This window comes from Ensifer sp. ZNC0028 (assembly GCF_000799055.1).
Classification (GTDB): Bacteria; Pseudomonadota; Alphaproteobacteria; order Rhizobiales; family Rhizobiaceae; genus Ensifer.
On sequence record NZ_JTLA01000089.1, the window covers coordinates 1 to 17803 of the forward strand.

Genomic DNA, 17803 nt, shown 5'->3' on the forward strand with positions numbered 1-17803 from the left:
GCACGGCTGCTGGATCTCTGTGACGAGCACAGAGATGAGGGTGGGTGGGGCTGGCTTCGTGCCAAGCCGCCGGAGAGGCGGATGGATAATACCGGCGCCAATAAGGCCTCCCTCATTCCTGTGCCTGTCACAGGAATCCAGCCAGCCCAAGTCCCTGGGCTGAAAAGACTCTTTCGCACCGCGGGCGCAGCGCTGCTGAATCCCTGTGACACAGGGATGAGGGCGGTCCGCCGTCCTGACTAGAGATGGATGGCGCCATAGGGATTGTACTTGAACTCGTCCTCGCCATAGGCGTCGACGGGCTGCAATCTGGCGCCGCGGCGCTTGAGCACCTGATCGATGCCGTCGGCTAAGACCTCGTCGGCAACGGTGTCGATCAACGCGCTCAAGGCCAGTTCGTTGTCGGAGAGGGTTTTCGGCGCGTAGACTTCGGGTATGCCGACCAGGTGGAAGCCGACGCTATAGAGATGTTCGTCCGTGCCGATCGGCCGCTTGGCAAAGGCGAGGCGGCAGGGGCGGGCAAGCGCAGCGCCGGTCTGGCCGTCTGCTTCACGTGCCAGCGCTTTCCATCTCTCGACGCCATGGGCGACGCCGGCGCTCTCGCCCTTGGCGGCGACGATGCCGTTGTCGAGGGTGTGGGCGACCAGCCGAAGCGCGATGGCTGAATGTTTGACGGCATCCTCCGCCGTCATCGGCGGGCCGAGCACATAGATGACCGAGCGATGGTCTCCGACGGCCTCTTCATCCGCTTCGCTCCAGGCGCCCTTGTGGACGCGATCCCGGCAGACCTCGAAGGACATCGACATGCGATCGTCAGGCGCGTCCTCGGAAAAGGTGTCATCGATCTCGAAGCCCGGCGCGAAACTCTCGATCGCCGACTGGATGGTTTCACAAAGCTTAGAGAAGGGCGTCTGCCCGCCGAGCAGGCAGAGCACGTGACGTGGCTTGACTTCGGAAAAACTCATGGCCGCTCCCCAGTGGTCTGGAGCGAAGCTGTCGCAGACACCACCGCAAGATGCAAGCGGTCAGTGGATGGCTTTCCTAAGCGTGCGTTTGGCTCTGCCCCCGTGCGACGATGACGATGCCGGCGAGCGAGACGACGAGGCCGGCGGCCATGGCCCAGGAGAGGGGTTCGCCGAACATGATAAAGGCCCAGATCATCGTCACCGGCGGGCTCAGATAGAGGATGGCGGTGACGCGGGCGGGCGAGGATTTTTTCAGCGCCAGGTAATAGAGGCTCCAGGCACCGAAGGTGGCGACAAAGACCAGCCAGAGGATGCCACTGATAAAACCGGGATCGAGCACCGGCAGCACGCTGCCCTCGTGCCAGGCAAAGAGCGCGAAGATGGCGGATGCCGAAAGGCACTGGATGCAGAGGCTCTGATGCACCGGCATGGCGCCGGCCGCGCTGCGCTTCTGCAGCAGTGTCGCCAGCGCCAGTGACAGGGTGCCGAGAACCGGCAGGCCATAGGCCCAGAGCGGCACGTTGCCGATATCGAGCGACCAGCCGGACGCGATCAGGACACCGGTGAGGCCGATGAAGGAGCCGAGCCACTGGCGGGCGGTCAAGGCCTGGCCGAGGATTGGCCAGGAGAGGATGGCGACGGCGAGCGGCAGCATGTCGGTGATCAGCGCCACGAGGCCCGTCGGCACACCGTAGGAGATCGCCAGCGCAAAGCCCGCGAGATAGCCGGACATGGCAAGCGCGCCGAAGAGCATCTGCGGCACGGCGTCCTTCATGCGGATCTTCGGCCCGATAGACAGGGCGAAGGGCAGCAGGATGAGGCCGGAGACGAGGCTGCGCCAGAGGAGGATCAGGAACAGCGGCGCGTGGTCGATGGCAAAGCGGATGCCGACGAAACCGGCGCTCCAGGAGATGACAAGCGCTGCCTCGAGCAGGATCAGGATGAAGAGTGTCCACAGCCGGTTTGGCCGGCGGGAAGGCAGCGCAGCGACGTCGCTCATATCAAGAGTTCCGGCTCTAGCGGCTGGGGAGAGCCGCGTCGATGGCGGCGGCGGGTCGCGGGCGTTCGGCGCCGCGGCGCCGGCCCGGTATCGGCAGGGTGAGAATGAAGAGCGAGCCGACGATGAGCCCGATGCCGACCCAGCCCTCGGCCGGCAGCCGCTCGCCGACGATGACGACGGCGAGTACGGCGGCAATAACCGGCTCGAGCAGCGACAGCGTGGTCGCCATGGTGGCCGACACGCGGGCGAGGCCATAGGCAAAGAGCACGTAGGCGACGAGCACCGGCACGAGCGCCATGTAGATGCCGACGGCGATGTTGGTCGTGGAGGCAAGCAGCGGTGCGCCGGTGAAGACGAGCACCGGCAGCAGCAAGGTGCCGCCGAGGCCGAAGATCGAGCCCATGGCGGCGCGCGGCGGAATGCCCGCCTGCATCAGCCGCCGTGCCACCCAGGAATAGAGGGCATAAAGCACCCCGGAGACGAGGCCGAGCAGGATGCCGTAGAGCACAGCCGTCGGGTCGGCGGCACCGCCGCTGCCGTGACTTTCCGAGAAGGTGAGAAGCACGGCGCCGCCAAGGCCGGCGGCGGCACCCAGCAGCCAGCGGGTGGTCAGCTTCTGACCGTCGAAGAAACGCTCGATCAGCGAGGCTGCGAGCGGCGCCGAGCCGATGGAAATGACGGTGCCGATGGCGACACCGGCCAGATGCATGGAGGAGTAGAAGGCGAGCGGATAGACCGCGACCGAGAGCGCACCGAGGATCAGCATCGGCCATTGTGCGGCGATCCTTGCGCGGCTCCTGGCGATCGAATGCAGCGCCGTCAGCGCCAGCAGCAGGCCGCCGAAGCCCATGGCGACGGCGCCGATGCCGAGCGGGCTGACCCCTTTGGCAAAGGTGGCGGTGGTGCCGGTGGTGCCCCAGAGGGCAGAGGCGACGAGCACGCAGGCGAAGCCGACGAAAGAAGCGGAATTGCGGGAGGTCATAGCTGGTCCATGATCGAGATGGCGATCCGGCGCGCGCTCTTCAGTCTGATGTCGTTGCCGTCGAGGCCGGCGCGTGACATCGCGCCTTCGAGCAGGAAGGAGAGGTGTTCGGCCGTCTCGTCGATGGCGGCACCGGCGTCGGGCTTCATCTCGGCGAGATATTGCTTGAACAGTGTTTCCACCTCGTCCTTCTGCGAGGCGACGATGTCGCGGGCGGGATCGCCGACGGAAAGCTCGGCTGCGGCATTCAAGAGGCCGCAGCCGCGGAAACCCCAGGAATAGGCCATCTCGGCGTGGTCGACGTAACTGTCGAAGATCGCCAGCACCCGCTCTTTCGGCGTTGCCGCGTGGGCCAGCCGCTCGCGGTAGAGTTCCTGCCATTCCCGGTGGCGGGCCTCGATATAGGCGTTCACCAGATCGGTCTTGGAGGAGAAGTTGTTGTAGAGGCTCATCTTGGCGACGCCGGCATGGGCGGTGATCGCATCAATGCCCGTCGCGCCGACCCCGTCCCGGTAGAACAGCTCGGCTGCCGCCTTCAGCAGGCGCTCGCGCGCCGGTGCTCTCTCGTTCATCGCCTTCTCCAAGTTGCTAGGTAGACCGATCTACCTATTTCGATGCGATGTCAAGCGACGTCATCGTTTTCGAGGGGAGATGAGTGTGCGCTGACGGGTTGCCGGATCGCCGTGGCCGTTGTTTTCGGCTGTAACCGTAACGTACTTCCGCGCGTCACATGCAACGGGTCTACTGCTCGGCATGCATTCGCACTAAAGTTTCGCATCGGCGGCCCGCACCGGAGTTTGCGAGGGCAGCGGCGAACGAGAGATTTCAAGGCCGCCGGCCGCGGCTCATGAGGGAGGTTCGGCATGCTGCGATTTGTACTCACAGGTCTGGTGCTTCTGGCCGGCGCGACCAACGTCCCGGCGCAGGATACGTTGCCGGCAGACCTCCGGGACCGCGCGATCGAGCGTCGGGCGACGGAGGCGGTCATCTGGGGCATGCCGGCGGTCAATGCCGACCTGATGTTGCAGACGATGCTTTCGACGACGAAGGCCAAGGTCAACGAGATCGTCTACTGGTCGAAGCCGGTCAACTGGAAGAACCAGACGCTGACGCCGAACCCGGATTCGATCTATTTCATGTCGTTCTGGAACGTGAAGGACGGGCCCATCGTCATCGAGATCCCGCCGGCCGAAGGCGGATCGATCGCCGGCAACATCGTCAACGCCTGGCAGATGCCGCTCGAAGATGCCGGCCCGCATGGCGCCGACGAGGGCAAGGGCGGCAAATACCTGATCCTGCCGCCGGACTACATGGGCGAGGTGCCGGAAGGCTTCATTCCGCTGCGCTCCGATACCTTTACCGGCTTCGCGCTGCTGCGCTCGAATTTGAAAAGCCATGCCGCTGCCGATGTCGAAAAATCGGTCGCCTACGGCAAGAAGATCAAGATCTACCCGATGCCGGTGACCGAGAATACGCCGGCGACGGTCTTCACCGACGCCTATGACGTGCTGTTCGACAGCACCATCCGCTTCGACGCCAGCTTCTTCGACAATCTCAACCGGGTCGTCCAGACCGAACCCTGGCTCGAGCGCGACCGGGTGATGATCGACCAGCTGAAGACGCTCGGCATCGAGAAGGGCAAGCCCTACCAGCCAAGCCCGGAAACCAGGGCGCTGCTCGACAAGGCGGCGGCCGAGGCGAAGGCAGAGCTTTCCGCACGCTACGATGCCGGATTCCCTGTCATCAACGAGGGTATTCGCTGGTTCCCGGCGGCTGTGGCCGAAATGGTGAAGGCCGCCTCGGAAGCCTATTCCGATGCCGATCTCTATCCGGTCGATGCCCGTGGCGTGACCTATACGCTCGGCTTCACCGGCATCAAGCGGCTGGGCACGGCGCAGTTCTACCTGATGGCCAACAAGGACAAGGACGGCAACGCCTTCGACGGCAGCGCCAATTATCGCCTCGTCGTGCCGAAGGATGCGCCGGTCGAGCAATACTGGTCGGTGACCGCTTACGACCGCGAGACCCATGCGCTGATCCGCAACATGGACAAGGCGAGCGTCGCCTCGATCGGCGAGGGGGTGAAGAAAAATGCCGACGGCTCGGTGGATGTCTATTTCGGCGCCAAGGCGCCTGCGGGCAAGGAGGCGAACTTCGTGCCTGTCGATCCCGCCCGCAAGTTCGAGCTGCTCTTCCGCCTCTATGGACCGGAAAAGCCGCTGTTCGACAAGACATGGAAACTGCCTGACGTCGAGAAGCTGCCGTGACTTCAGGGGGCGGCAAGCTGTGGTCGCGCCAAAATTCGAGTGAACGCAATGGAGACCATTGTGACCCATAGAAGAGCCTACCGGGCGCGCTGCCAGGCCGACCGCTGGCACGCACCCTTGGCAGCGCAACTTCCGCCCACATTTTTCCATGATCCACAATCACGACTACCCTGTTCCCGTCGCGTTGCGGGCATACAGGGGAGATTTCAGTGATTCCAGTTCGTGCTGCGGCCCTCGTCGCCGCCCCGGTTCTGGTGATGATGATGGCGCCGGAGGCGTCTGCTTGCACTTGCGGGGACCGAGTGCTTGGAAAACCGGGGAAAACCTCCACCGAGAAGTTTCAGGAGTCGGATCTGGTCATAAGGGGTCGAATGAAGACGGTGACCTATGGCGTCGAATTTGCAAACCCGGACGAGCCGGACATGCCGTTCCGGATGACGCGCGGCGAGATCGATATCAAGGCCGTGCTAAAGGGCAGCTTCAAGGAGAAGACCATTTCTGTCTACACCGGAGCCGGTAATGGTGACTGCGGTCGCCTCGGCGAGTTCATCGGGCAGGCGGTCTACTACAATCATGAGAAATTCGGCGAGTTTGAACTCGGGCTGAGCAAGGGCGAAATCGAGGGGAAGACAATCTACATGACGTCGATCTGCGACTACATCAAAGGACCGGGAGACGGCGAAGCGGAGCCGTGAGGCTTGCCCGGCTCATTCGGAGACCACGAGAAAACCGCATGCTTTTGGGCGGCCCTTTCGCTGGGCCCACCGTTGCCGGTTGAAATCTCACATTCCTGCCTTCTTATATAGAGTTGAAGTTGGAGAGATGTGCGGGAGCGGCGATCATGTGCGGACGCGTCTATCTGAAGACCAATCTCGAGGGGCTGCTGCGCGCCTTCGGCTTTGCGACGCGTGGCGGCGTCGAGGCGATTGCCAACCAGTTTCCGCGCTATAACGGCGCGCCGACGCTGATCTATCCGATCATCATTCGCGACGTGATCCGCGATCCCGATCTCTTCGGCCCGGTCTTCGTTTCGGCGCGCTGGGGGCTGATCCCGAGCTGGACGAAGGACCCGAAGGCGGGCAGGCCGCTGGTCAATGTGCGCTCCGACACGATCGCGACGAAGTTCCGGTCGAGCTACCAGCGGCGCCGCTGCCTGGTGCCGATCGACGGCTTTTTCGAATGGAAGGACATTCACGGCACCGGCAAGGACAAGCAGCCCTATGCCATCGCCATGAAGACGGGCGAGCCCTTCTGCCTTGCCGGCATCTGGGAGAGCTGGCGCAACCCTGTAACCGACGAGGACATCCGCACCTTCGCGATCGTCACCACCGACGCCAACGCGATGATGGCCGACATCCACGACCGCATGCCTGTCATCCTCCACCCCGACGACTACGAGCGCTGGCTTTCGCCCGAGCCGGAGGCGCCCGATCTGATGCAGCCCTTTCCGCCTGAGCTGATGACCATGTGGAAGATCGGCAGCAAGGTCGGTTCGCCGAAGAACGATACGCCGGACATTCTGGATCCGGTGGATTGAGGGCGACACGGCATCGCGAAGGGTGGCGTCAGCACCTTCATGGTCTTTCTCCTGTTCCCGCTGGGGAAACGCGTTGACGCGATGATGGGAACGGGTGAGAAACGAGGGACCGAAACTTGAGGTAGCGTAATGTCGCGAAAGATTGCCGTCATCGTCTGCGTTCTGATTGTCGGCATGTCTCTGGCAGGCTGCGCGCGGAACTCCTGCCGGGATTGGCCGGGAACCTGCATCATCCAGTGATGATGGGTGCCATCGCCGGAGCCGGAAGCGCCCGATCTGATGAAGCCGTTTCCGCCCGCGCTGATGGCCATGCAGTAAGGTCAGCTCGCCGAAGAGCGATGCGCAGGATATCTTGGATCCGGTGGATTAGGCACACGCCCCGTAAGGCGCGTTGCTCGTTGCAAGCAAGACAAATACAACCAAAAACTGCGCACGCGATTCGCAGGCCGGGCGCGAGCATCTTGTCCGCTTTCACAATCTTTGAGTTATGATGATCGACATATTGAGCGCAGTCTGGGGAGAACTCTATTGGAACACCGCTGATTGGCTGCCGTGGCTGGCAATGCAAATGCTAGTTCCTGCTTTTCTAGCGGTCATTGGCCAATGGTGGTTCGGCATCCGTTGGCCGTATGTATTCCTGACGGCATATGCTCTCTCGCTGGCATTGAACGTATCGCGCCTCCCGGCGAGCCCGATCTCTCAAGCCCAAGTCGCCGAATGGAATGAGGGTCTTCCCCGCGAGTATGACGGAGTAACAATGCAGTCGGTCACGTTCGCGCATAGAATCCTGACTTTTCATGCCTCTTCTCAGGACCCTATCGACGCTGACGTTGTGAAAGAGAGCGGCCTCGTCGGGGAGCAATGCGGGGCATTCGGTGCGTATCTGGCCACGCGCCAGATAAAGCAAATACGGTACGTCTTGTCGTGGCGGGAAGGCAGCTACAGCCATGCAATTGAAGCGCGAGATTGCCAGCGCTAGTAACTATCCTGTGGCCACCCACACTCGGCGCGCCTTTATCGAAGCAGGAGCACGGGCACGATTAACCGGAGCACAATCCGCTTCCGAATGTGGCGTACGACCTGTGCGTGATCGAGCAGCCTAAGTCTATGGAGGCGGTTGCCATCAATGCGACCTTCGGCCAGCGCGATCAGGTGGCGTTTTGGGCACCTGTCGTGGATACATCTGAAGATGACCGCATTCGCCGCAAGTTTTTGAAGGAAGCCAGCTCTTGATCTATCTTCTGCGCCACGGCGAAACCGTCTGGAATACGCTCGGTCGCTTCCAGGGGCAGCTCGATTCTCCGCTGACGAGGCTTGGCGTCGCGCAGGCGGACGCCGTCGCCCACCTCCTGAGCGCCGAGATCGGTGAAGATGCGCAATCGTTCGAGATGCATGTCAGCCCGCTCGGACGGACCCGCGAAACCGCCGAAAGGGTTCAGCGGGTGCTGCCGCTGGCGCGCCGCGAGGATGCGCGGTTGATGGAAGTTTCGGTCGGCTCGTGGGATGGGATGACCAAGTTCGAGATCGACATGGAGTATCCGGGTCTGCTCGATGGTTCCGATGTCTTCGACTGGTACTTCCGCTCGCCCGATGGGGAGAGCTTCGATGCCGCCTGCACACGGGCGAAAAGCTGGCTTGCGGATATCCGGCGGCCGACGGTCGCGATTTCCCATGGGCTGTTCGGCCGGCTGCTGCGCGGCGTCTATGCCGGCCTCTCCCGGCGGGAAATGCTGGAATTGCCGGTGCCGCAGGATGGGTTCTATCGTCTCAGCGGCGGAGCGTTCAACCTCGTCACCGTATCGACCGGCCGGCAATTGGCGTCCGCTACCGAGTGAAAGCACGAGCGTGGCAGCCTCGTGTCGGCTGCGGGCTCTCCCGGTGGCCGCCGCCGTGGATCAAGGCTTCTGCTCGGTCGGATGGTTTTCGGCCAAAGGCAGGCTGCGCCAGAATCACGATTGCATTGCCCGCTCCAGGGCGCTCAGCAACGCCTGCGTATCCGCTGGCTTGCCGACATTTATCGCCCCCGCCAGAACCTCTCCGCCGACCTGCTCCGGCTTTTCATAGGCGCTCGCAAGCACGAAGGGCACGCTCTGCGCCCGCAGTGCCTCCGCCACCGGCGTCACGGTGCCGTCTTTCAGGGTAACGTCCAGAATGGCCACCGCCGGCTCGGCGCTTCGCAAAAGTTGCAGGGCCTGCTTGACCGTCGCGGCGGGTCCCAAGACATGCCAGCCGTGCCGTTCGAGCAGCATCTCGAGGTCCATGGCGATCAGGAACTCATCCTCGACAAGAAGCACGGTCTTGGACATGAAACCAGTCTCTGTCTTTTTGAGACCGGTCACAGGGGTGTAGCGATCTCTGCTGCCAAACCCTCTGGTGCATAGTTCAGTTCCACGCGGCCGCCCAATTCGCGTCTCACGGAGAATTCGATAAGTCTGGTGCCGAAGCCCGTCGTCGTCGGCGGCGTGGCCGGGGGGCCGCCGTTTTCCTGCCAGCTCAACAGCAGACGCCTCTCGCTGGTCTTCTCGACCTTCCAGCGGATGTCGAGTTTTCCCTTCGCGGTCGACAATGCCCCGTACTTGACCGCGTTGGTCGCGAGCTCGTGCAGGATCAGGCTCAGAGACATGGCCTGGCTCGGTGTCAGCAACACCTTTTCACCTGGGCTGATCGTGATCGCCGCCCCTTCCGAATAGGGCTTCAGCGTCTGTTCGAGCAGGCCGTTGAGATCGGCCTCGTGCTCTTGCGTGTAGACCGCATCGTGGGCGCGCACCAGCGCGCCAAACCGGCCAAGGAATGCATCACGGTACTCTTCGCCCGACCGCCCGTCGGCCAAGGTTTGGCGGGCAAGTGCCTGGACCAAGGCGAGCAGGTTCTTCATGCGGTGCCGCATTTCGCCGAGAAGCACGTCTTTTTCTGCCTCCAGCCGGCGCCGTTCGGTCGCATCGACGATCGACAGAAGCAGGGATCGGCTGTTGTTGTCCGGGTGAAACAGCCGGTGCGCGCTCACCAGCATCGTTCTTTTCCCGATGCTCGGAAACGTGTGCTCGACCTCATAGTCGACCACCGCCATGCTCTTCGGGATCACCTCGTCGAGCAGGCGGCGCAGTTCGGGAATGTTCCATTGCCCGTTGCCGAGATCGTAGATGTGCTGGCCGATCGTCTCGTCGCGGTCGACCTTGAAGGTGGCGAAGAAGGCGCGGCTGGCTGTCTGGACGCAGAGGTTCTCATCTAGCAGCAGCAGCGGATCGGGAACCGTATCGACGATGCCCTGCGCCTCTAGGTGGCCGTTCCGCAACAGGCGGTAAAGGTCTTCCAGATTCATCACAATGCCCCGCGCGCTGAATCCGCTAACCGATAGCGTCGCAAACAAACGCGCGAGAAAACGACCTTGTTCCCGAGCAGCCCAACGGATTTCTGTGTGGCTGCAGGCGCCGCGCGTCGCCGGCCGCTTCTAGAGATCCCGCGCGAAAATCTGGCCGGTGAGATCCTTGCCGAAGCTGTGGTGCTGTTCTTCCTCGATCAGCGCGAAGCCGGCTTTCTCGTAGATGTGGCGGGCGGCATCGAGGCCGGCATTGGTCCAGAGAATCATCCTGATATAGCCGAGAAGACGGGCGTGGCGCATGCATTCCTCGACCAGCCGGCGGCCGATGCCGAGGCCTCGGGCGCTCGGCTCGACATAGAGCAGACGCAGCTTCGCCGTCGTCTCGTCATGGCGGACGAGAAACACCGAGCCGACGACCTTGCCGTCCTTTTCGGCGATCCAGCAGCGGTCCGACTTCGCATCGTAGTCGTGCATATATTTGACGACGATCTCGGCGACCAGCGCCTCGAACGCGGTGGTCCAGCCATATTCCTCAGCATAGAGCGCGCCCTGGCGGTGGATCACCCAGCCCATGTCGCCCGGCTGCGGATCGCGCAGGATGAAGCCCGGCGTGCGCTCGTCGGCAAGCAGGCTCTCGATCTCGCCCATGGCGCCCACCAGTTGCCGTTGTTCCGGCACCGAAAGTTTTTGCAGCATGGCGACCACTTCGCGCTGGGACGCATCCTCCAGCGGCTGGAAGATCGCGCGGCCCGCATCCGTCAGCGTGAGCTGCGTGACCCGGCCGTCGTCCGGCGAACGGCTCTTTTCGATCAGCCCCTTCTTCTCGAAGCCGGCAATGACGCGGCTGAGATACCCCGCATCGAGGCCGAGTTCGCGGCAGAGGTCGCTCGCGGTCAGACCGGAACGATGCGCCAGCTCATAGAGAATGCGAACCTCCGTCAGCGAAAAGGCGCTGGCGAGCAGATGCTCGTGCAGCAGGCCCATCAGGCGGGTGTAAAAGCGGTTGAAGCGCCGCACCGTCTGGGCGCGGTCGTCGATGTGCTGCGGAGACATGGGATGTCCTTATGAATTTGCCATCATCAGGTAATTAGTTGCCTAAGGCAAGTATTGTCAAGCGGGATTGCACCAAAGCTTCCGAGCGCGGTGGCGCATGTGGCGCTTGCCCGACCGATTTCGGCTTCGTCGGGACCGCATTGACGTCTATGGTGTGACCACAAGGGCCGCGAAAGCCTTGCCTCGATACCTGGATCAAGTGATGACGAAAACCGTGATTTTGGGTCCGGAATACGACGAGCGCCTGCGGGCGAGGGTCATGGACGTCATGCTGGCCCTTGGCGCCTCGATCGACGATCGAAGTGGGGCGGTCGCCGGTTCGCAGGAAATCGAGACTGTTCGAGCACGGCTGGCAGGGCAGGAAATAACCATCGAGGCCGAGACCTATGTCGGACTTTCGATCACGGGCGGCGAGAAGGCAGTCGATGACATAGCAGCGCGCGTGAGGTTAGCCGCGCGATCGGTGCCTACCTGATGCGGCTCGGAAGCGGCTCCAGTTACTTCGCGAGCAATTTGCGCGCGTCCTCGACGGCCTGGTCGAGGCGCATGCGGCTCTTCCCTTGACCGATTTCGTCTCGATATCGGGCTAGTGGAGAAACGCGAAACGCAATGGCCGCCGAGATGCCGTCACGCGGGACTTCGAAACTTGCAACTAGCCGATCGTCGACAAGCAAAGTGTAGATGTCTTCGCCCTGTTCCGGGACGTGTTTGAGCACATGAACGACCGCGCCGCTTACGCCGTCCGCGGCCAAAAGCTCGACCAGATGGGCGTGCCGACTATTCTCGTCCGGCTGAAGCAGGGGAGACTTGTCTCTGTCGCGAAGGGGGCGCGCGGGCACGGCTTTATTCCTTCAGTTCTGCTGGATCCGCTCCGTTTATGGAGGAAGAACAACCCATCAAATGGCTCCGCCCCACTCTTCGCTTGAGGGCGCCTGGTACGCGTCCTTGTGTTTTAGTCGCATCCCGCGATTGAGTTTCTGTTCTAGGTTGCAATCTCTCGGCGCGCAACAGGCTGCCGCCCTCGGGCTTCGCATTCCGCCTGTTGATTTGGGTAGGAGATCGTTTCGTGCTGCGATAATATCGGACCGGATATCTCCTTGGTCCGGAAGACCGGAACGGGCCGCTTTTCAACGTGTTGGCAAGCCCATGGAGCAGAGATTAGCTGCAGTGCTGGCGGCCGATATGGCCGGCTACTCCAGGCTGATGGAGGCCGATGAAGCGGGCACGCTTGCGCGGCTTCGCACCCACCGCATCGAGCTTATCGACCCGGCGATCGCCAAGAACAAGGGCCGGCTGATCAAGACCACCGGCGACGGGCTGCTGGTGGAATTCCAGAGCGTGACGGATGCGGTCAAATGCGCGGTCGAGATCCAGCAGCGCATGAAAAGGCGGAACTCCGACGTGCCGGAGGACCGGCGGATCGAGTTTCGCATCGGCATCAATCTCGGCGACATCATCTTCGAGGATGACGACATCTTCGGCGACGGCGTCAACATCGCCGCGCGCGCCGAGCAACTGGCCGAAGTCGGCGGTATCTGCGTGACGGCGGCCGTGGCGACGCAGGTGGCCGACCGGCTGGAACTGCCGATCGACGATCTCGGCGAAAAGACGCTGAAGAACATCAGCCGCCCGGTGCGCCTCTATCGCATCGGGCTCGAAAGCCTCGGGCTTTCAAGTTCCACGGGGGACGGCGAGGCGAAGACGGGTGTCTGCAAGCCGACGATCGTGGTGCTGCCCTTCGACAATATGAGCGGCGATCCGGACCAGGAGTTCTTCGCCGACGGGCTGACCGAGGATATCATCACCGAGCTTTCGCGACGGCACGAGCTCTTCGTGATCTCGCGCAACTCCTCCTTCGTCTACAAGAACCAGTCGGTAAACGTGCGCGAGGTGGCCGCCAGCCTCGGGGCGCAATATCTGGTGGAAGGCAGCGTGCGCAAGATCGGCGAGCGGGTGCGCGTCACCGTTCAGCTCATCGACGCGGTCAACGACGCGCATATCTGGGCCGACAAATACGACCGCCAGTTGGACGACATCTTCGCCATTCAGGACGAGGTGACGGCGGCGATCGCCGCGACCGTGCCCGGACGGCTGGAGGCCGCCCAGCGCGACCAGCTTTCGCGCACCAAGCCGGCCAACATGGCGGCTTACGAATGCGCGCTTGCCGCCAAGGTGCTGCACCACCGCAGCAGCGCCGAGGACAACAGGCAGGCGCAGGCGCTGATCGACCGGGCCGTTTCGCTCGACCCCGGCTATGCCCACGCCCACGCCTGGCGCGCCTGCATCCTCGGGCAATCCTGGGTCTATGGCTGGTGTGCGGACAAGGAGGCGACCTGGGCCGAGGTCAATGCCGAGCTGGAACGGGCGCTTGCGCTCGACGACAACGACGCCGATGTGCATCGCATCCTTGCCGCCGTCAACGTCAACACCAACGCGCTGACGACGGCGCGCTATCACCAGGAGCGAGCGCTGTTCCTCAACCCCAATTACGACCTCGTCGTGGTGCAGCAGGGCGAGTTGCTCACCTGGCTTGGCCGGCCGGAGGAGGGGGCGGAATGGATCCTGAAGGCGATGCGCCTCAACCCGCACCATCCCGAGCGCTTCTGGAGCCACCTCGGCAAGGCTCACTTTGCTGCGCGCCGATATGGCGAGGCGATCGAGGCCTTCATGCACCTGTCGTCCATGGACGAAACCCAGCACGCCTTCGTCGCCGCCTGCCACGGCTGGCGCGGCGATGCGATCGCGGCGGGTGCGCATATCGCCAAGGTCAGGGCGCTGTGTCCATCGTTTGACGTCGAGGCGTTTCTGGCAACGATGCATTATGCGCAGGAGGCGGACACCGAGCACCTGCGCGAGGGGCTCAAGAAGGCGGGGGCGGGGTGACGGCCGGTCCGCGCGCGGTAAAACAAGGCAACAGGCAGCAGCGAGAACTTCGACACCTTCGGGAGAGGTGGTCATGGAAGCAGTTCGCGCAGAACGTCGGCTGGTCGCCATTCTTGCCGTCGACATCGTCGGCTATTCGCGATTGATCGAAGCCGACGAGGCGAGCACGCTGGCCGCCATCAAGACATGGCGATCCGAAATTTTCGATCCGCTTCTGAACGATTATCACGGGCGTATCGTCAAGCTCATGGGCGACGGTGCGATCGTGGAATTCGGCTCCGTCGTCGACGCCGTCTCGTGTGCGGTCGCGTCGCAGCGCAAGCTCGCCGCCCGACAGGCGGACGTGCCTGGCGAGCATAGGCTTTTGCTGCGCATGGGTATCAATCTTGGCGATGTCGTCGTCGACGGGGAGGACCTGCTCGGAGACGGCGTCAATGTTGCCGCCCGGCTGGAGCAGATGTGCGAGCCGGGAGGCTTGTTCATATCGGGTACTGCTTTCGACCATTTGCAGGGCAAGTTCGAATTGCCGCTGGAGTTTATCGGCGAACAGCACGTGAAGAACATCCAGCGGCCCGTGCGCGTCTACCGGGTGGAGTTTCAGGGAAATGCCCGGCCACGCCGCCTCCACCGCCAGCGTATGCCTGGCTGGGGACTGGTAGCCGCCTTGGCCGCCCCTGTCTTGCTCGGACTTGCCGTGACATGGATCGTTCTGGAGCGTGAGCGTGCCGATACCGCACCCGTTGGGCAGCAGGCCCTTTCATTGCCGGAAACACCGTCGATCGCGGTCCTGCCCTTCGAGAACCTCAGCGCCGATGCGGCGCAGAATTACTTCGCCGACGGAATGACCGACGACCTGATCACCGAGCTCTCGAAGCTGTCGGGCATCTTCGTGATCGCGCGCAATTCGACCTTCACCTACAAGGGCAAGCCGACCAAGGTGCAGCAGGTGGCCGAGGAGCTGGGCGTTCACTACATCCTCGAGGGCAGCGTGCGTCGGGAGGGAAGCCATGTCCGGGTCAATGCCCAGCTGATCGACGCGATCGACGGGCACCATCTGTGGGCCGAGCGCTACGACGGCGAAATGAGCGGCGTTTTCGGCCTGCAGGACAGGGTGATCGGCCAGATCGTCTCGACGCTATCCGTGAAGCTGACGAGTGCCGAAAAGAGCGTGGCAGCGGTGCCGGAAACGACGAACCCGCAGGCCTACGACACCTTGCTGCGCGGCTCGGAGCATCTGCGCCGCGACACCGAAGCGGAAACGGTTGCGGCCTCCACGTTCTTCCAGAAGGCGATCGTGCTCGATCCGGACTATAGCCGCGCCTACGCGTCGCTGGCGGCGGCAAACTGGCGGGCGAGCATCCTGTCCTTTGATTATTCCCGGCGGGAAGCGGCGTCCAGGAACCTGATCAGGAATCTTGCCAAGGCCATGGAGAGGCCGACACCGCTTGCCCATGCGATCTCGGCGCAGGTGCTGGCGCAGCAGGGGCGCTACGACGAAGCGTTCGCCGCCATCGGTCGGGCGGTGAAGCTGGCGCCCAACGATCCCGACAACCATGTCGGCATGGCGCGGATCCTCAACGCGACGGGACGCGCCGCGGAGGCGGAACAGGAGGTGCGCCAGGCGATGCGGTTCGATCCCCATCCCGCGCGGGCGACGCTGCGCATGCTGGCGGTGTCGCTCTTTTCCCAGGGCAAATACCGGGAGGCCGCCGACACGTTTGAACCCATGATCGAAACGAAGTCTGCCCTTCTGGCGGACTATGCCACCTTGATCGCGAGCTACGGGCATCTCGGACGCACGGGCGGCATTGCGGCGCTGGTCGACCAATACAACAGGCTGGCTGCGTCCAACCTGGGCGATCCGCTCACCGTCCAGGAAAGCGCCTATGAATGGTATGGCAGCGCCTTCAGCTATCACAGGCCCTACATTGCGCGCCTGCAGGAAGGGTTGCGCAAGGCCGGATTGCCAGAGGGGGCCGGCACGGACCTGGCACTTGCCGACTATGCGAAGTTCATGACGCTGACGAAGGGCGAGCTCAGCGTCGAGCGAACGATAAAGGTCGATGTGACGGAGGCAAGGGCGCTGCTTGCGCGCGGCGTGCTCTTCATCGATGTGCGGGCCCCGCCCAACTATGACAACGGCCATCTCCCGGGGGCCGTCAACCTGTCGCTCGTCACGGGCTTATCGAGGGAAAGCCTTGCCAAAGTGGCGGGAAAGGAGGACGAGGTCGCTTTCTATTGTCACGGGAGGAACTGCACCCATGCCGCCTATGCGTCGGCCAAGGCGATCGCCTGGGGCTACACCCACGTCTACTATTTCGCCGGCGGATTTCAGGACTGGGACGACGAGGGCTATCCGCTGGTGATCGAACTCCGGAAGTAGTTCGGGTGGGGATGGCCGCGATTCATCGCGGCCGTTGCCCGTCACCCGCAGCCGCTTGGCGCTTCCACAGGGCCGCAGCAGGCCTGAGCCGATGCCGTCTCGGCCAGCCAGCGGTCGCGCGGCTTGCAGCTTGCCGGTCGCGGCTCCAGGGAAACGTGCATGCTGCCATTCTTCAGCACAGGCGCTCCGGCGCAATAGAGCGCCATCGGGCGCACGCCGTCGCTGACTTCGAAGGTGAGGCGCGCGCTTTGGTCGAGCTGCACGTGGTCGGAAACCTTGCGGACGATGGCCGCGAACTTGCCGGCGGAAAGGTGCGTCCGGCCGGCTTCCTCGACGTCCCAGAGCTGCACGAAGATCTCGGACCAGGCTTCGGGATTGGCGCCGCAATCGAGGCCTGAGAACTGGCCGGCCTTGACCTCGGTGACGTGATAGCCGGAGCGCACTGCATTGCCGTCGTAGTGAAACACCAGCGGCATATCGCCGGCCGGCTTGAGCGCGCCGAGCAGGTCGGCAAGGTTGAGGTCGCGGTCGCCGATTTCGGGCTTGTCGAGAACAGTCATCTGGGTTATTCCTCATTTCAACGATTCAAGGATTATTGAAATATGGATGAGCGTCAAGCCCTGGCAGCCTTCGGGGCACTTTCTCAGGAGACCCGCCTTCAGATCGTCCGCCTGCTTGTCGTTGCCGGGAGCGACGGCATGGCGGCGGGTGCGCTGGCGGAGAAGGTGGAGGTTTCGCCGTCGAACATTTCCTTCCATCTGAAGGAACTGGAGCGCGCGGGCCTGATCGCCCAGCAGCGCGAATCCCGGTCGATCATCTATCGCGCCGATTATGACGCTCTGGGCGGTCTGATCCGCTTCCTGATGGAAGACTGCTGCGGCGGGCATCCGGAAATCTGTGCGCCAGCGGCCGCAGTGGCGTCATGCTGTGCGCCTTCAGGGAGCAAGGAATGATGGAACTCGACATGCGCCCCATTCCCGGCAGCGACCCCGGGCTTCGCGTTGCCCTGGCGGAGGCAAAGCTTCCGATCGACGATCTCGAAGAGGAGGGGCTCGAAGAGGAGGGGCGCCAGTTCTTTGCCTTCAGCCTTGACGGCGAGGTCGTCGGATACGGCGGCATGGAGCGGTGCGGCCAGCATGGGTTGCTCCGTTCCGTTGTCGTCCTGCCGGGGTGTCGAGGGCGCGGCATCGGGAGCCGCCTACCGCCTCTCATGTTCGGGCACGACTACCGGTTCGCCATGCGGTCGGTGTTTCTGTTCACAGAAACGGCCGTGCCGTTCTTCGAGCGTCTCGGCTTCAAGCGTATCGATCGCGCACAGGCCCCGGCGGAGATCCTCAAGACCCGGCAGGCGTCCTCCCTCTGTCCCTCCTCGGCAACCTTGATGCAGCTCGTTCTCCCCTCGAACTGAAGGCCC

General features: G+C 63.1%; 20 protein-coding genes. 11 read left to right on the plus strand and 9 right to left on the minus strand.

Features of this window, described 5'->3' with window-relative positions; all coding sequences use genetic code 11:
• Positions 1–239 precede the first annotated feature (239 nt).
• From L981_RS20295 to L981_RS20310, 4 genes are all read right to left on the minus strand, one after another.
• On the minus strand, positions 240–965 hold the full coding sequence (locus L981_RS20295) for a hypothetical protein (RefSeq protein ID WP_043620167.1): 726 nt from the start codon (positions 963–965) through the stop codon (positions 240–242).
• A gap of 76 nt (positions 966–1041) precedes the next feature.
• Positions 1042–1965, minus strand: coding sequence for a DMT family transporter (locus L981_RS20300; RefSeq protein ID WP_043620170.1), 924 nt, complete (start codon positions 1963–1965; stop codon positions 1042–1044).
• 16 nt (positions 1966–1981) lie between these two features.
• A complete protein-coding gene (locus L981_RS20305; RefSeq protein ID WP_052201901.1) occupies positions 1982–2947 on the minus strand; it encodes a DMT family transporter in 966 nt (321 codons plus the stop codon).
• The gene (locus L981_RS20310; protein WP_043620173.1) at positions 2944–3519 is read right to left on the minus strand and encodes a TetR/AcrR family transcriptional regulator; all 576 of its coding nucleotides are present in this window, start codon (positions 3517–3519) and stop codon (positions 2944–2946) included. Before L981_RS20310 ends, L981_RS20305 begins: the two co-directional genes overlap by 4 nt.
• A gap of 291 nt (positions 3520–3810) precedes the next feature.
• Between L981_RS20310 and L981_RS20315 the strand changes: the two genes are divergently transcribed.
• The 6 genes from L981_RS20315 (at position 3811) to L981_RS20335 (ending at position 8586) form a co-directional block, all read left to right on the plus strand.
• A complete protein-coding gene (locus L981_RS20315; protein ID WP_043620175.1) occupies positions 3811–5214 on the plus strand; it encodes a DUF1254 domain-containing protein in 1404 nt (467 codons plus the stop codon).
• 209 nt (positions 5215–5423) lie between these two features.
• Positions 5424–5909 (plus strand): hypothetical protein, encoded by a 486-nt coding sequence (locus L981_RS20320; protein ID WP_043620177.1) that lies wholly within the window; start codon positions 5424–5426, stop codon positions 5907–5909.
• Between the two features lie 146 nt (positions 5910–6055).
• Positions 6056–6751: an SOS response-associated peptidase gene (locus L981_RS20325; protein WP_043620181.1), complete on the plus strand. Its 696-nt coding sequence runs from the start codon at positions 6056–6058 to the stop codon at positions 6749–6751.
• Positions 6752–7241: 490 nt separating this feature from the next.
• Complete coding sequence (locus L981_RS20330; RefSeq protein ID WP_156134169.1) at positions 7242–7730, plus strand: hypothetical protein; 489 nt, start codon at positions 7242–7244, stop codon at positions 7728–7730.
• A 107-nt stretch (positions 7731–7837) separates the two neighbouring features.
• Positions 7838–7984 (plus strand): hypothetical protein, encoded by a 147-nt coding sequence (locus tag L981_RS34620; protein WP_156134170.1) that lies wholly within the window; start codon positions 7838–7840, stop codon positions 7982–7984.
• Positions 7981–8586, plus strand: a complete 606-nt coding sequence (locus L981_RS20335) for a histidine phosphatase family protein (RefSeq protein ID WP_043620186.1) — start codon at positions 7981–7983, stop codon at positions 8584–8586. Before L981_RS34620 ends, L981_RS20335 begins: the two co-directional genes overlap by 4 nt.
• A 114-nt stretch (positions 8587–8700) precedes the next feature.
• Here the strand turns inward: L981_RS20335 and L981_RS20340 are convergent, their stop codons facing one another.
• The 3 genes from L981_RS20340 to L981_RS20350 all read right to left on the minus strand — a co-directional run bounded on the left by L981_RS20340 (position 8701) and on the right by L981_RS20350 (position 11123).
• On the minus strand, positions 8701–9057 hold the full coding sequence (locus tag L981_RS20340) for a response regulator (RefSeq protein ID WP_043620189.1): 357 nt from the start codon (positions 9055–9057) through the stop codon (positions 8701–8703).
• Positions 9058–9086: 29 nt separating this feature from the next.
• Positions 9087–10070, minus strand: coding sequence for a PAS domain-containing sensor histidine kinase (locus L981_RS20345; RefSeq protein WP_043620192.1), 984 nt, complete (start codon positions 10068–10070; stop codon positions 9087–9089).
• Between the two features lie 129 nt (positions 10071–10199).
• A complete protein-coding gene (locus L981_RS20350; protein ID WP_043620195.1) occupies positions 10200–11123 on the minus strand; it encodes a bifunctional helix-turn-helix transcriptional regulator/GNAT family N-acetyltransferase in 924 nt (307 codons plus the stop codon).
• Positions 11124–11325: 202 nt separating this feature from the next.
• On the opposite strand from L981_RS20350, the gene L981_RS20355 reads away from it, so the two are divergent.
• The gene (locus tag L981_RS20355) at positions 11326–11598 is read left to right on the plus strand and encodes a hypothetical protein (protein ID WP_156134171.1); all 273 of its coding nucleotides are present in this window, start codon (positions 11326–11328) and stop codon (positions 11596–11598) included.
• Between the two features lie 22 nt (positions 11599–11620).
• Here L981_RS20355 and L981_RS20360 read toward each other — a convergent pair whose 3' ends face one another.
• The gene (locus L981_RS20360) at positions 11621–11962 is read right to left on the minus strand and encodes a hypothetical protein (RefSeq protein ID WP_043620201.1); all 342 of its coding nucleotides are present in this window, start codon (positions 11960–11962) and stop codon (positions 11621–11623) included.
• A gap of 307 nt (positions 11963–12269) precedes the next feature.
• Between L981_RS20360 and L981_RS20365 the strand changes: the two genes are divergently transcribed.
• Positions 12270–14006 (plus strand): adenylate/guanylate cyclase domain-containing protein, encoded by a 1737-nt coding sequence (locus tag L981_RS20365; protein WP_043620204.1) that lies wholly within the window; start codon positions 12270–12272, stop codon positions 14004–14006.
• A 73-nt stretch (positions 14007–14079) separates the two neighbouring features.
• The gene (locus L981_RS20370; RefSeq protein WP_043620207.1) at positions 14080–16389 is read left to right on the plus strand and encodes a rhodanese-like domain-containing protein; all 2310 of its coding nucleotides are present in this window, start codon (positions 14080–14082) and stop codon (positions 16387–16389) included.
• A 41-nt stretch (positions 16390–16430) separates the two neighbouring features.
• Here the strand turns inward: L981_RS20370 and L981_RS20375 are convergent, their stop codons facing one another.
• Positions 16431–16949 (minus strand): DUF6428 family protein, encoded by a 519-nt coding sequence (locus L981_RS20375; RefSeq protein ID WP_043620210.1) that lies wholly within the window; start codon positions 16947–16949, stop codon positions 16431–16433.
• 42 nt (positions 16950–16991) lie between these two features.
• On the opposite strand from L981_RS20375, the gene L981_RS20380 reads away from it, so the two are divergent.
• Complete coding sequence (locus L981_RS20380; RefSeq protein ID WP_043620212.1) at positions 16992–17342, plus strand: helix-turn-helix transcriptional regulator; 351 nt, start codon at positions 16992–16994, stop codon at positions 17340–17342.
• Positions 17339–17797 (plus strand): arsenic resistance N-acetyltransferase ArsN2, encoded by a 459-nt coding sequence (gene arsN2 / locus L981_RS20385; protein ID WP_043620215.1) that lies wholly within the window; start codon positions 17339–17341, stop codon positions 17795–17797. Before L981_RS20380 ends, arsN2 begins: the two co-directional genes overlap by 4 nt.
• The last annotated feature ends 6 nt before the right edge of the window (positions 17798–17803 follow it).

Excerpts from the sequence above, each read along its gene's own strand:
- L981_RS20295 (WP_043620167.1), bottom strand. The coding sequence starts at position 965 with ATGAGTTTTTCCGAAGTCAAGCCACGTCACGTGCTCTGCCTGCTCGGC.
- L981_RS20300 (WP_043620170.1), bottom strand. The coding sequence starts at position 1,965 with ATGAGCGACGTCGCTGCGCTGCCTTCCCGCCGGCCAAACCGGCTGTGG.
- L981_RS20305 (WP_052201901.1), bottom strand. The coding sequence starts at position 2,947 with ATGACCTCCCGCAATTCCGCTTCTTTCGTCGGCTTCGCCTGCGTGCTC.
- L981_RS20310 (WP_043620173.1), bottom strand. The coding sequence starts at position 3,519 with ATGAACGAGAGAGCACCGGCGCGCGAGCGCCTGCTGAAGGCGGCAGCC.
- L981_RS20315 (WP_043620175.1), top strand. The coding sequence starts at position 3,811 with ATGCTGCGATTTGTACTCACAGGTCTGGTGCTTCTGGCCGGCGCGACC.
- L981_RS20325 (WP_043620181.1), top strand. The coding sequence starts at position 6,056 with ATGTGCGGACGCGTCTATCTGAAGACCAATCTCGAGGGGCTGCTGCGC.
- L981_RS20330 (WP_156134169.1), top strand. The coding sequence starts at position 7,242 with ATGATCGACATATTGAGCGCAGTCTGGGGAGAACTCTATTGGAACACC.
- L981_RS20340 (WP_043620189.1), bottom strand. The coding sequence starts at position 9,057 with ATGTCCAAGACCGTGCTTCTTGTCGAGGATGAGTTCCTGATCGCCATG.
- L981_RS20345 (WP_043620192.1), bottom strand. The coding sequence starts at position 10,070 with ATGAATCTGGAAGACCTTTACCGCCTGTTGCGGAACGGCCACCTAGAG.
- L981_RS20350 (WP_043620195.1), bottom strand. The coding sequence starts at position 11,123 with ATGTCTCCGCAGCACATCGACGACCGCGCCCAGACGGTGCGGCGCTTC.
- L981_RS20355 (WP_156134171.1), top strand. The coding sequence starts at position 11,326 with ATGACGAAAACCGTGATTTTGGGTCCGGAATACGACGAGCGCCTGCGG.
- L981_RS20365 (WP_043620204.1), top strand. The coding sequence starts at position 12,270 with ATGGAGCAGAGATTAGCTGCAGTGCTGGCGGCCGATATGGCCGGCTAC.
- L981_RS20370 (WP_043620207.1), top strand. The coding sequence starts at position 14,080 with ATGGAAGCAGTTCGCGCAGAACGTCGGCTGGTCGCCATTCTTGCCGTC.
- L981_RS20375 (WP_043620210.1), bottom strand. The coding sequence starts at position 16,949 with ATGACTGTTCTCGACAAGCCCGAAATCGGCGACCGCGACCTCAACCTT.
- L981_RS20380 (WP_043620212.1), top strand. The coding sequence starts at position 16,992 with ATGGATGAGCGTCAAGCCCTGGCAGCCTTCGGGGCACTTTCTCAGGAG.
- arsN2 (WP_043620215.1), top strand. The coding sequence starts at position 17,339 with ATGATGGAACTCGACATGCGCCCCATTCCCGGCAGCGACCCCGGGCTT.